Annotated in this window: 11 protein-coding genes and 1 pseudogene; 5 read left to right on the top strand and 7 right to left on the bottom strand. The window is 61.2% G+C overall.

The genetic code is table 11. From position 1 onward, the window contains the following. Positions 1–200: 200 nt before the first annotated feature. Both HLH36_RS12505 and HLH36_RS19810 read right to left on the bottom strand, forming a co-directional pair. Positions 201–1,514 carry a HEPN domain-containing protein gene (locus tag HLH36_RS12505; RefSeq protein ID WP_182986688.1) on the bottom strand — a complete coding sequence of 438 codons (1,314 nt, stop codon included), beginning with the start codon at positions 1,512–1,514 and terminating at the stop codon, positions 201–203. 223 nt (positions 1,515–1,737) lie between these two features. Beyond that, positions 1,738–1,905 (bottom strand): annotated as a pseudogene (locus HLH36_RS19810) (IS3 family transposase); the annotation flags it as partial. Between HLH36_RS19810 and HLH36_RS20265 the strand changes: the two are divergent. After that, positions 1,881–2,069, top strand: coding sequence for a transposase (locus HLH36_RS20265; protein ID WP_220792823.1), 189 nt, complete (start codon positions 1,881–1,883; stop codon positions 2,067–2,069). The pseudogene HLH36_RS19810 and the gene HLH36_RS20265 sit on opposite strands and share 25 nt — an antisense overlap. Positions 2,070–2,237: 168 nt before the next feature. Here the strand turns inward: HLH36_RS20265 and HLH36_RS12490 are convergent, their stop codons facing one another. Next, positions 2,238–3,131 (bottom strand): DUF6615 family protein, encoded by an 894-nt coding sequence (locus HLH36_RS12490; protein WP_182986687.1) that lies wholly within the window; start codon positions 3,129–3,131, stop codon positions 2,238–2,240. 553 nt (positions 3,132–3,684) lie between these two features. After that, complete coding sequence (locus tag HLH36_RS12485) at positions 3,685–4,911, bottom strand: IS256 family transposase (RefSeq protein ID WP_182986686.1); 1,227 nt, start codon at positions 4,909–4,911, stop codon at positions 3,685–3,687. Positions 4,912–5,122: 211 nt separating this feature from the next. On the opposite strand from HLH36_RS12485, the gene HLH36_RS12480 reads away from it, so the two are divergent. The 3 genes from HLH36_RS12480 (at position 5,123) to HLH36_RS12470 (ending at position 9,678) form a co-directional block, all read left to right on the top strand. After that, positions 5,123–6,193: a zinc-binding metallopeptidase family protein gene (locus tag HLH36_RS12480; protein WP_182986685.1), complete on the top strand. Its 1,071-nt coding sequence runs from the start codon at positions 5,123–5,125 to the stop codon at positions 6,191–6,193. A gap of 78 nt (positions 6,194–6,271) precedes the next feature. Further along, a complete protein-coding gene (locus tag HLH36_RS12475; RefSeq protein ID WP_246376774.1) occupies positions 6,272–8,764 on the top strand; it encodes a circularly permuted type 2 ATP-grasp protein in 2,493 nt (830 codons plus the stop codon). Then, the gene (locus HLH36_RS12470) at positions 8,761–9,678 is read left to right on the top strand and encodes a transglutaminase family protein (protein ID WP_182986683.1); all 918 of its coding nucleotides are present in this window, start codon (positions 8,761–8,763) and stop codon (positions 9,676–9,678) included. The genes HLH36_RS12475 and HLH36_RS12470 overlap by 4 nt, the downstream gene beginning before the upstream one ends. Before the next feature lie 7 nt (positions 9,679–9,685). Here HLH36_RS12470 and HLH36_RS12465 read toward each other — a convergent pair whose 3' ends face one another. Continuing rightward, positions 9,686–9,841 (bottom strand): hypothetical protein, encoded by a 156-nt coding sequence (locus tag HLH36_RS12465; RefSeq protein WP_182986682.1) that lies wholly within the window; start codon positions 9,839–9,841, stop codon positions 9,686–9,688. 226 nt (positions 9,842–10,067) lie between these two features. Here HLH36_RS12465 and panC point away from each other — a divergent pair, with 226 nt between their 5' ends. Beyond that, positions 10,068–10,949, top strand: a complete 882-nt coding sequence (gene panC / locus HLH36_RS12460; protein WP_182986681.1) for a pantoate--beta-alanine ligase — start codon at positions 10,068–10,070, stop codon at positions 10,947–10,949. A 127-nt stretch (positions 10,950–11,076) separates the two neighbouring features. On the opposite strand, the gene HLH36_RS12455 is transcribed toward panC, so the two are convergent. Continuing rightward, positions 11,077–11,268 (bottom strand): Trm112 family protein, encoded by a 192-nt coding sequence (locus HLH36_RS12455; protein ID WP_114729276.1) that lies wholly within the window; start codon positions 11,266–11,268, stop codon positions 11,077–11,079. 66 nt (positions 11,269–11,334) lie between these two features. Continuing rightward, complete coding sequence (locus tag HLH36_RS12450; RefSeq protein ID WP_182986753.1) at positions 11,335–12,003, bottom strand: LON peptidase substrate-binding domain-containing protein; 669 nt, start codon at positions 12,001–12,003, stop codon at positions 11,335–11,337. Positions 12,004–12,041 lie beyond the last annotated feature (38 nt).

The raw sequence follows: 12,041 nt of genomic DNA, 5'->3' as shown, positions 1-12,041 counted from the left end.
TGCACCCGGAAGGGGACAGTCGTCCCCTTCACCCCATTCGTCAGGCGATTACATTGTGTGCAGCCATGTCGGCTTTCGCCCTTCATAGCAGACATTTTGAGTCTAATAAAAGATACCGCAAGCAGACTTTAACTACTGTGCCGATTCATCCAAAGATCAAAGGCAACCAGGGGTTTGACAATAATGGCTGATAACCTCCGTTATGCTAACGGCCACGGAAGTCCATATGTCGCCCGGCCCAGATCAATCTGGAAGGAAGAGAATGAATTGTTCAGAGGAATATGCTTCAAAACTCTCGTATAGAGTTCTTCGGAAATTTTCTGGGCATCATTGACAGCAGGTTCCGAAACGTTGCGTTTTCCCGCATGTACCAAAGCAGAGCGGTCAGCATATAAAGCCTTAATCCTTGATGCGTTCTCCGCTCTCTCTGAGACATCATTCCCTAGAATGACTGCCGCGTTACGAGCAACATTCTGGACTACTGGTGCGCTCTTGTCGTCACTGGAGAGTAATGCTTCGATAGCCGTGAAAAAGAACAGAAATCGTTCCGCTCTATCTTCGGATTGTCGGCCCCGGGTCAACCAGCCCAGCCCTTGCCCGACACGTTCGGCAAGACTTCCTTGATCTGGGGCAAAAATTGCTTGTGCCTTCGTCGTGAAGTCGGGTGCCTGCATTGCAGAAATGACTGCATCGTCAATTATATACTTTGGAGGTAACCACATCCCACCTGTAGAGATACCATCTGGAGTCAAAAGAAGATAATTTGTCTCCGATTCAGGAATCCGCATTGGCATGGGTTCAGTCTTCCCAACCATAGGATACAGAGCAGGCCCGCCTCGATGTATAGCTTCTAATAGTAGGTACTCATGCGAAAGCCGGATAAGGCTTATCGCCACGTCAATCATCCAGTGAGCATCTTCCTGGACATAAGATTGCGACGCCTGAACGAGCACTTTCCAGCAGGTCTGGGGAAGTTGTATTTTGACGCCATTTGTTGAGGAGAATGCATATTCTGGTCCAAGAGTCAGGGTCCATTCTGGATTCACATGGCCGTCAAAAATATCTTGAACTGGATCCGAAGCGGCGATGATCTCTACTGGACCAACCGCGACACGCCTAGTCTTGCTACGTATGCGAAACAGTTGGTTGGCGCAGATATATGTGTATTCGCTCTTCGCACGATCGCCGAGACATTCTATGAATTTGGTAGCTTTCTGGTCTGCATTTAAAGACCAATCATGGCAGACAATCCTCCACAATAGTCGGTCAACTTCTTTCGTGCTTCCGAAGCTCGGACCAAGTTTTTTTACAGATGCGCGAAGCAGATCGTGTAATTTCGTGTTAGATGCATCATCGACATAAAACATCTGGCTATTGCGCATGAGCATGTGCCTTCCTTCGTTCCGAGCATTGATGCTGCTTGCCCGTTCGGCCATCTGAAAGAATTCAATACACATACTTTTAAATGCAGGATCATTCTTGATTTTTTGGAAGATTTTCGCTGAGTTGCCCATTTCCTGTCGAACCTCGTCTCTCTCTGATATGCTACTTTGTGCTACACTAGGGTCTGGTAGGTAGAGGTGGCCCCGGCCGTTCGGACAGTTTTGTGGGCTTGATAAGCTATACCCGGTTGTCGTTATACCGCCATTCTGACAGTGCTGCTGTTGGCCATCTGGTCCAGGGTTAACCCCGGACCAGATGGCGTCGACACATTAAGATACGCCTCATAGGACGTACGTCCAGCCATCGACCGCGCCCATCCATGCTGATGCGAGCCTCTCGTCGTTCCAGGAGTTCGGTGAACCGAGGCGTCGCGAATTGTGAACCTTGGTCCGTGTTGAAAATCTCCGGGGCGCCGTAGCGCGCCAGCGCATCTCCGAGTGCCACGATGCAGAACTCCGCACCCACCGACCTGTGTTGTCTGTGACCGTGGGTATGCCTCGCACAAATTCCGTGAATATCTCCGGGATCGGGGATATCGTCCTGTCATTCCGCCAAGAAAGAATGATCCAGAAGTCGCCTGTCCCAGATGGGCTTACAGACACCGGCACTTGGTCGAAAACCTGTAGGCAAGGCTCAAGGAGTGGTGGGCTGTCGCGACCCGATATGAGAAGACCGCCGCATCTTTGCTCTCCGTCATCCTCATCGCTGCTACAGCAGACTATATCAAGGCCTAACAGGCCCTAAGGTCTCCAGATATCATATATTTCGCCTCATAGAATTTAGTATATAAATTATTATACATCATATTCATTGAAATTTCGGATATTGCTACAAAATACAATTCTTGTTCTTTTGATGTGTTTATTTATACTTTGATATACTCCCGGCTCTTTTTCTAGATATCCTTTTAAGGATTTTGATATGGAATCTGGAATATTTTGGTTTTGTTCGACTTCAATGGCTCTGATGTTTTCGCTTGAATTTAGTAGCGTTATGATCCTTGCAGGATGAATTGCTAAATTAGTCCTAACTTCCAATGATTTGCGCGGGTTCGGAAGAAGTGTGGGGATACGAATTTTGGGGCAGAATATATCCTCCAAGCTGAAAAAATAGGGTTTTAAATGACTGACTTCTATCGGCCATATTCCTCCTGACTTTTTGCGTATTGCGATATCACGCCACCTACGCACATATTCAGCGTTGAGGAGATTAATTCCTTTTACGTCGCTTCCGTAAATGCCACTCAGTTTGCCAGCATTAAACAACATATATAAAGCGGCGGTCTGTGGGCTGCGTCTAGCATAATTTGTTAATGTTACTACTTGGCTTCCCGTCCCTTTTGAATGATAAAGTTCACTATATTCCCATCGTGGCGCACGAACGGGAGCCGCAAGAAATACTCGTTTGCACTGAATTATAACCCTAATGTATTGCGGTCCTTGAATTTCACAGGGGGCTACAAAGACCCACTCCATGTCGCCGCCGGTCGTCTTTTCACTTGGTCGATCAATTTTGATAAGCGGCAATATATGTCCTAAACCGCTTGACTTGTGTCCATAATATCTAATGTCTGATATAAATCTTTCAGTTAAATACCATTCCGTATACGAGGAATTCATATCATCCTCATCGTCAAGATCGAAGGAAACCCTTCTTGATATTTCTTTTACTAAATGACAAAGAAACATAGTATACTCTTTTCAGAAAAAATAGAGGAAAATTATTTATATAATTCATTCAAATGAATGAAAATATCTCCAGCCAATTCAACTGCTCTTATGATTCATTGATCATAACCAGGAGATGAAGGTTTCTGCAATATAGATTGCGGACATGAGGTATGTGCGCAGCGATCGTAGCGGGTATGGATGCGGTGCCCATTCTTGAGTCTACCGAACATGCTCCCGACATGATGACGCTAGCGATAAAGACTGCGGCATGTGGAATGGGGATCTTGCGGTTGTCTTTTGACCGTATGCAAGAGGTTATGCCACGCACAGCCTGCTCATGACGGAACTTGTCGGCATCGTGACCTTGATTGCGGGGCAGGGTCGTGCTGAGCTTAAAAACCCGCTCTTTTCTAGCGGGGCTCGTCCCGCATCACCGAGTGACACGTTCACCATGAACGGTAACCAATTAATGGCCGGTCTCTGATTGTGTTTTCCGATAGCGGACTGGCCGGAATCCCCGCATAGGGGACTGTCAGGAATTTCGTGTGCGATGCGTTGTTCACGTTGTTGATCAGACGGTGGCGCGAGCGAAGCGTTCACCGAAGAGAATGGCGAACTGTGCCTTTGCCATGGACCATTCCCTTGGGGGCATAATCCATTCTTTCTCGGCCCGGTTCAAGGCCAGGAAGAGGAGCTTGAGGGCCGCGTCGTCATTGGGAAAATGTCCCCTGGCCCGGACGGCCCGCCTTAGCTTGGCGTTCAATGCCTCTATGGCATTGGTGGTGTAGATTAATTTTCGGACTTCGGCGGGGAAGGCGTAGAAGGGAATGACCTCCTCCCAGACCCGTTCCCAGGACTGGACGATCGCCGTGTATTTCCGGCCCCAGGGGCTTTCGGCAAAGGCAGCCAGGGCTGATTTGCCGGCCTCGGCGTCCACTGCCCGATAGATATCCTTCAATGCCGTAGCCACGGATTTGCGGTCTTTCCAGGCGACGAAATCCAGCGAATGGCGCAGCAGATGAACGATGCAGGTCTGCACCAGGGCTTCGGGGAACACGGCGCGGATGGCATCGGGGAAGCCCTTGAGCCCGTCGACCACGGCCAGCAGGATGTCCTCGACGCCGCGATGACGCAGTTCGTTCATGACACGGAGCCAGAATTTGGCACCCTCATTCTGCTCGATCCACAGGCCGAGGACTTCCTTGGTGCCGTCGGCGCGCACGCCCAAGGCGATATGCACCGCCTTGTTGCGCACCACGCTTTCGTCGCGGATCTTCACCCGCAGGGCATCGAAGAACACCACGGGATAGACCGCCTCCAGCGGCCGGTTCTGCCACGCGGCCACTTCGTCCAGCACGGCGTCGGTGATGACGCTGATCAGGTCCGGCGAGGCTTCCACCCCATAGATTTCAAGCAGATGGCCCTGGATCTCGCGCACGCTCATCCCGCGCGCATACATCGAGATGATCCGCTCGTCGAAGCCGGGAAACCGTCGCCGATAGCGGGCGATCAGTTGCGGATCGAACGTCCCCGCCCGATCTCGCGGGATGTCCAGCCGCACCCGGCCGACATCCGTCAGCACCGTCTTTTGCCCATAGCCGTTGCGGCAGTTCGAGCGGCCGGCCACAGCCTCGCCGTCCAGATGGTGGTCCAACTCGGCGTTGAGCAACCGCTCCGCCAGGGCTTTCTTCATATCGCCCAGAAGGGCGTCCGCGTCCGACATCGTGCGGACCACGCGACCAGCCAGAACCTGGTCCAGAACGTCGTCAGGAATCACCGGCTTCTTGCGTCGGGCCATGATGCTTCTCCTTCTCCTGCATCACACCAAACACACGAAATTCAGGATAGGCCCCCGCATAGCGAACATACATATGGGTCCCAACCCCAACCTCGGGAGGTGCAGGAGGCAAGCCTCCTGCCGGGGTGTCGGGGCGGCGCCCCGACAAACGGAACGACCGCCCCAATCAATGCGTTGTGCCGGCACCTGAAACGGTCCGGGAGCCCGCATCATGAAGCTGTTCGCCTGCCAGTCCTGCAATCAGGTCCTGTTCTTCGAGAACACGGCCTGCGAGCGGTGCGGTCACAGCCTGGGCTACCTGCCCGAGGAAAATGACCTCAGCGCGCTGGAACCGGTGGCGGGCGAGGATGGCACATGGCACCCGTTGTCGAAGGCCGCGACCGGCTCATCCTACCGGTTCTGCGCCAATGCGGGGCAGAATGCCTGCAACTGGCTGGTGCCGGCCGGCGGTGATGCCTTCTGCCTGGCCTGCCGCCTGAACCGGACGATCCCGGACCTGACGGAGCAGGAGCATCTGGACCAGTGGCGCAAGCTGGAAACGGCGAAGCACCGGCTGGTCTATACCCTGCTGCGCCTGAATTTGCCGATCGTGGACCGGCTGGAAGACCCTGTGGGCGGGCTGGCCTTCGATTTCCTGGGCGATCCGCCCGATGGTGGAAAGGTGCTGACCGGCCATCAGGACGGGCTGATCACCATCGCGCTGCGCGAGGCCAACGATGCCCAGCGCGAGGCGATGCGGATCGAGATGGGGGAGCTGTATCGCACCCTGCTGGGCCATTTCCGGCACGAGGTCGGTCATTACTACTGGAACGTGCTGGTGCGCGACGGCGGGCATCTGGACGGTTTCCGTACCCTGTTCGGGGACGAGCGCGCCGACTACCGGGCGGCGTTGCAGCACCATTATCAGGTCGGGGCGCCCCCGAACTGGCAGGACAATTTCGTCAGCGATTACGCGACCACGCACCCGTGGGAAGATTTCGCCGAGACCTGGGCACACTACCTGCACATCGTCTCGACGCTGGAAACCGCGCGGTCCTATGGCCTGTCGGTCGATATCCATGTGTCCGACGATCCGGTCTTGCAGACCCAGGTCGCGTTCAACCCCTACGCCCCCGGCCCGTTCCAGCGGATCGCCGACGCGTGGTTGCCGCTGACCTATGCGATCAACAGCCTGAACCGCTCGATGGGCCAGATCGATTTCTACCCGTTCGTCCTGGCGCCGCCGGCGCTGGAAAAGCTGGCCTATGTCCATGACCTGATCCACGGCCCTGCGCCGGGCTGACGGGGCCCTTCGGAGCGACCCTTCGCAAGACCGTTTACTGTTGGCGCCGCTTCGCCCATACAACCATGCATCATGGACATGGCGCCCATCCCTGTTGACGAGATGGTTGACGGTCATGGCGGCGTCCGGCCTCACTGGCGGCGCCTGCTCGGCGCGATCAGCGATCTCGGCCATCGTGAACTGCTCGAACGCGGCAGGCAGATGGCGCGCGCCCTGCACGACCAGGCTGGCCCCGCCGAAGGCGCCGCTGCTGGGTGCGACCCGGTCCCGCTGCTGCTGACGGCGCAGGAATTCGCCCGCCTGTCGGAAGGGGTGGTGCAGCGCGCCCGCGTGCTGGAGGCCACATTGCGCGACCTCTACGGGCCGCGCACCCTGCTGGCGGATGGCGTGCTGCCGACCGCCCTGGTCTACCCGGCGCCCGGTTTCCTGCGCATGGGCGGTCCGGTTTCGGGCGCCTTCCTCAATTTCTATGCCGTCGACCTGATTCGCGGCCCCGACGGCGCATGGCACGTGGCCGCCGACCGGGTGGCGCGCGCCAACGGCATCGGCCAGGCGCTGGAAAACCGGCGGCAGATGACCCGAACGCTGCCCGAACTGTTCGCGGGGCGCGAAGTCCAGCCTCTGTCGCCCTTCTTCGACGCGTGGCAGGACAGCCTGCACCGGCTGGCCGGCCTGCCGGACCGCAATCCCGGCCTGGCGCTGCTGACGCCGGGTCCGCGCGGCACGCTGTGGGCCGAGCATGTGATCCTGGCGCGGGAACTGGGCTGCGTGCTGGCCGAGGCCGGCGACCTGGCGGTGCGCGACGGCGCGCTGTGGCTCAAGACGGTGCGCGGCCTCCGCCCGGTGGATGTGCTGCTGCTGCGCCAGGACGGATGGACGGTCGACCCGCTGGAACTGGAAGGCGGCGGCACGCCCGGCATCGCCGGCCTGCTGGACGCCGCGCGCGGCGGCGCGGTCCATCTGGTGAACCACCCGGCATCCGGCCTTGTCGAGGCTCCGGGCCTGGCCGCCTTCATGCCCGCCCTGGCCCGCCGGTTGATCGGCGAGGATCTGACACTGCCCGACGTTCCGGCCCTCTGGCCGGCCCGATACGGGGTCGCTGCCCTGCTGTCCGAAGATCGGAGCCGCTGGTGGCTGCGTGACAGCGTCAGCACCCGCGGGGCGTCCTGCCGCCTCGATCGGGCGAAGGACAGCATGCTGGCAGCCCTGCGCCGGACTCCGGAGCGGTTCGTGGCGGTCGAGGCATTGGCCCCCTCGGTCATGCCGTCGATCGGGTCTGCCGGGATCGAACCCGGCGGCATCGTCCTGCGCCTGTTCGCGCTGTTCGATGGCGGTGCCTGGCAGGTCATGCCCGGCGGCATGGCGCGCCTGCTGCCCGATTCCGACCTGCCGCCCGGTGGCCCGATGGATCGCGCGCGCGGCGGACACAGCATCACCAAGGATGTCTGGGTCACGGTCGAGGACAGCCGGAACCTGGTCGGCATCGCGGCCCCTCCCATGCCGGTCCTGGCCATCCGTCGCGGGCAGGGGGACCTGCCCAGCCGGGCGGCCGACGATTTCTTCTGGCTGGGCCGCTATCTGGAACAACTGGAAGATGCCGGCCGCGTCCTGCGCGTGCTGATGCGCCGGGTCGGCCGGATCGACGGCTCTCCCCGCGAGCGGGCGGAACTGGAAACCGTGCTGCGCCTGGCGGTCCATATCGGCCTGCTGCAGGACGAAAGCATGGCCGGCGCGGGCTTCGCCACCCAGGTGCGGGCCCTGGCCGCCGTCACGCTCGATACCGGCATGCCCCAGCGCCTGCTGTCCGAAATCGCGCGGGTATCGGCGGGCTTGCGCGACCGGATGACGGTCGAGACGTTCGAGACCATCGTCCAGGGCACCGATGCGCTGCGCAGCCAGTTGCGCGAGGCTCGGGTGACGGGCGATGCCGGGCGCACGCTGGAACGGATGGGCCGCGTCACCGACGGCCTGCTGCGCTATGGCGCGACCATCTCCGGCCTGACGGCGGAAAACATGGTGCGCAGCGGCGGCCGCCAGTTCCTGGAACTGGGCCGTCGGGTCGAACGGGCCGGCGCGATCCTGACCTCGACGGCGCTGATCCTGCGCCAGAAGGATGTCGCCCAGCGCGGCCGGATGGAGGGGGCATTGCGGCTGATGCTGGAACTCAGCGACTGCGCCATCACTTATCGGTCGCGCTATTTCGCGGTGTTCCAGCCGGCCCCGGTGCTGGACCTGCTGCTGCTGGATGGCGGCAATCCGCGCGGCGTGGCCAGCCAGATGGCGATGGTCGCCGACGCGCTGGCCGATCTGGAACCCGGCGACGGGACGGGCCTGGCCGGCGCGGCGGCCCAGGTCATGGAACGCCTGCGCGGGGTGGTGAATGACGTGCTGTCGGCACCGCAGCAGGATGTCGCGGCGGCGGCGCTGCCGGAGCGATTGCTCGCCATCCATGCTGGTCTGCGCGACCTGGGGCAGCAGATCGCACGGCGTTATTTCGTCGTGCTGACCTCTCCGCGCGCGGTCGGCGGCTTGCGCACCGTCGATCGTGGCGAGGCAACGGACGAATCATGATCTATCGCGTGCGCCACCTGACCCGTTACGTCTATGGCAGCCCGGTCGACCTGGCGGCCCATATCGTGCATGTCACGCCGCGCGCCCTGCCGGGGCAGGCCGTGCACTGGACGCGGCTGGAAGTTACGCCGGCCCCGGTGCGGCGGGTGGATGGCGTCGATTATTTCGGCAACCTGATCGCCTGGCTGTATCACGAAGCCCCCCATGACAGTTTCGACGTGCTGGCGGAATCGGAGGTCGAGGTCGCCTTCGCCCCGCCGCCGCCCGAAGACGCCACCCTGTCATGGGAGGATGTGGCCGCCCTGGCGCGCGCGGGCGGCGCGCCGGCATGGCAGGCGGCGGAATTCCTGTTCGACAGCCCGATGTGCGCGGCCAACGCGGCGGCGGGCGATTATGCCGCCCTGTCCTTCACCCCCGGCCGGTCGGTCCTGGCGGCGCTGCTGGACCTGAACATGCGGATCTACACCGATTTCCGCTTTCGCGCCGGCGTCACCACGCTCTCCACCCCGATCGAGCAGGTCCTGGCCCGGCGCGAGGGCGTATGCCAGGATTTCACGCATCTCATGATCAGCGCCCTGCGCTGGGTTGGCGTGCCGGCGCGCTACATGTCCGGCTATATCCGCACCCGCCCGCCGCCGGGGCAGGCACGGCGGCTGGGGTCGGACCAGTCCCACGCCTGGGTCGGGGCATGGCTGGGCCCGGCCCATGGCTGGATCGGCCTGGACCCGACCAATGGCATCGTGATGCGCGACGAGCATGTCGTCCTGGGCTGGGGGCGCGATTACGCCGATATCAGCCCGGTACATGGGCTGATCCTGGGCGGCGGCAATGACAGGCTGAAGGTGGGCGTCGATCTGGTCCCCGCCGAGGAATGGGAAGATTCGCCCGCCGAACCGGTCGACGAGACGCCCTGACGCCGGGTCAATGCGCGCCGGACGTCTTCAGCCCGGCTTCGAAGCCTTGGCTCTGCCAGACTTCCTTCTGGGTCTTCGGGGAATGTTTGTGCTTGCCTCCCCCACAGGCGGCAACCGAGAGAACGAGGGCCGCCAGGCCAATAAACCGCATCGTCTGGAGCAAAGGGGGCCTCCTGCCCGGTCTCCGCCCGGCGGAGACTGGATAAAAAGAATATCCTGGTCGCCTGCCGGTCTCGGAAATTCATGCATGAATTTCGCATGCGGGATACCAGGCCGCAGCCGTTCATAGCAGACATTCCGGCTCACGCGGAAGAGATGGCGCCGGCCTTTCCATGCCGGGGAAACGGGCCGATATAACCGGACGCAACCCTCCACGGACGGCAGGACAGATGCTGGAAACGCTTACCACCGACATGCGGACGCTCCATGCCGTCGCCGACTTGCGGCAGGCGGTGCGCGACTGGAAACGGGACGGGCTGACGGTCGGGCTGGTGCCGACGATGGGCGCGCTGCATGAGGGGCATCTCAGCCTGGTGCGCGCGGCCCTGCGCGCCACCGATCGGGTGATCGTCTCGATCTTCGTCAACCCGACCCAGTTCGATAATCCGGCGGACCTCGAAACCTATCCGCGCGTCATGGAAGCCGATGCGCGCCTGCTGGCGGAAGCCGGCGCGCATGTGCTTTACGCGCCGACGGTGGCCGAGATGTATCCGTCCGGCTTCGCCACCACCGTGTCGGTGCGCGGCGTGTCGGATGGCCTGTGCGGTGCCCATCGTCCCGGCCATTTCGACGGGGTGGCGACCGTGGTGTGCAAACTGTTCCTGCAAAGCCAGGCCGACGCGTCCTTCTTTGGCGAGAAGGATTTCCAGCAGGTGCATGTCGTCCGCCGGATGGCCGCCGATCTGGACATCCCGATCCGGGTGGAAACCTGTCCGACCGTGCGTGAGGCCGACGGGCTGGCGATGTCGTCGCGCAACCGTCGCCTGACCGGTCCCGGCGACCGCGACCGCGCCCGCGCCCTGCCACGGGCGCTGGAAGACGCGGCTCGCGCGATCGCCGATGGCCAGTCCATGGACAGGGTCATGGCGACAACGCGCGACCGCCTGCTGGCGGCCGGGTTCAGCGATGTGGAATATCTGGACCTGCGGCGCGAAGCCGATCTGGCGCCGGTGGCCCGCTTCGACGGCCGGCCGGCGCGCCTGCTGGTCGCCGCGTGGCTGGCCGGCGTGCGGCTGATCGACAATGTGCCGGTTCTGCCCGCGAAGATGTAGGCTGCGTCAGGCCAGGGCTCTGCCCTGGACCCGGCAGGGCCTGAGGCCCTGCACCCCGATCATTTGATAACGAATGGGTTTCCAAAGGACGACTGCCCTTTGGTGGGTCAAGGGCAACGCCCTTGTCTCAGGCGTCGAGCGAACGGGCCTCGTCCGGCAGCATGATGGGAATGCCGTCGCGGATCGGAAAGGCCAGACCGGCCTGGCGGCTGATCAGTTCCCCGGCCTCGCGGTCATAGATCAGTGGCCCCTTGGTGACGGGACAGACCAGGATCGACAGCAGGCGCGGGTCCAGGGGGGGCTGGGCGGTTTCGGTCATCGGCTGGTCTCCTGTACGCATGGCCGGTTGCGGAGGCAGCCCATCCGGCGTCGTGTGGATGGGGCCTCACACTGGTGGGTGAGATGCATCGTCGCCGGGTTCATGTCCAGCCAGTTCCAGCAGGGTCTGCAATGTCCGCGCCCGGTCGTTCAGCGAGGCGGATTCGAGCAGCGCCTGTTTTTTGGCGGCGGGGAAGGGGCAGATCATCGGCAGGGTGATCAGCAGCGTCTCGTCATCCATCTGCTCGATCACGTTCCAGCGCGTGCCGAATCCCCGCAGGCTGCAATAGCGCCGCAGCGCCGTCAGCATGCGGCTGCGATCGAAGAACAGGTCCGCACTGTCCGTCAGGTCGCTGGCGAAGGACGACACATCGATTCGCGCCCGGCGATAGCCACGGTGCAGGCCGGTTTCGCGCAACAGGCGGAACCGGGCCAGGCCGGTCAGCGTCACGGCATAGGTTCCGTCGGCCCGTTCGGTGAACGAGGTCACACGCCCGACGGCGCCGATATCGTACAGGGGCGGGAACTGATCCTCGCCGTTCTCGCCATCCTCGTCGTCCATGGCATCGTCACGCGGCTGGATCATGCCGATCAGCCGGTTCCCGGCCAGCGCGTCCTCAAGCAACGCGACATAGCGCGGCTCGAAGACATTCAGCGGCAGCTTGCCCCGTGGCAGCAGCAGAACCTCGCGGAGCGGGAACAAGCCCAGTTCGGCCGGCATGTCCGCCAGCGTCATGTCCCGCAGGCGCGGGACAGCACGGGGAACGTCGTCGT

The sequence above is a fragment of the Gluconacetobacter aggeris genome, from assembly GCF_014174395.1.
Lineage (GTDB): Bacteria > Pseudomonadota > Alphaproteobacteria > Acetobacterales > Acetobacteraceae > Gluconacetobacter > Gluconacetobacter aggeris.
Note: the sequence above shows the minus strand (reverse complement) of the source record. Positions and strands in the feature narration are given on the sequence as shown.

Excerpts from the sequence above, each read along its gene's own strand:
- HLH36_RS12505 (WP_182986688.1), bottom strand. The coding sequence starts at position 1,514 with ATGGGCAACTCAGCGAAAATCTTCCAAAAAATCAAGAATGATCCTGCA.
- HLH36_RS12490 (WP_182986687.1), bottom strand. The coding sequence starts at position 3,131 with ATGTTTCTTTGTCATTTAGTAAAAGAAATATCAAGAAGGGTTTCCTTC.
- HLH36_RS12485 (WP_182986686.1), bottom strand. The coding sequence starts at position 4,911 with ATGGCCCGACGCAAGAAGCCGGTGATTCCTGACGACGTTCTGGACCAG.
- HLH36_RS12480 (WP_182986685.1), top strand. The coding sequence starts at position 5,123 with ATGAAGCTGTTCGCCTGCCAGTCCTGCAATCAGGTCCTGTTCTTCGAG.
- HLH36_RS12475 (WP_246376774.1), top strand. The coding sequence starts at position 6,272 with ATGGCGCCCATCCCTGTTGACGAGATGGTTGACGGTCATGGCGGCGTC.
- HLH36_RS12470 (WP_182986683.1), top strand. The coding sequence starts at position 8,761 with ATGATCTATCGCGTGCGCCACCTGACCCGTTACGTCTATGGCAGCCCG.
- panC (WP_182986681.1), top strand. The coding sequence starts at position 10,068 with ATGCTGGAAACGCTTACCACCGACATGCGGACGCTCCATGCCGTCGCC.
- HLH36_RS12455 (WP_114729276.1), bottom strand. The coding sequence starts at position 11,268 with ATGACCGAAACCGCCCAGCCCCCCCTGGACCCGCGCCTGCTGTCGATC.
- HLH36_RS12450 (WP_182986753.1), bottom strand. The coding sequence starts at position 12,003 with ATGACGCTGGCGGACATGCCGGCCGAACTGGGCTTGTTCCCGCTCCGC.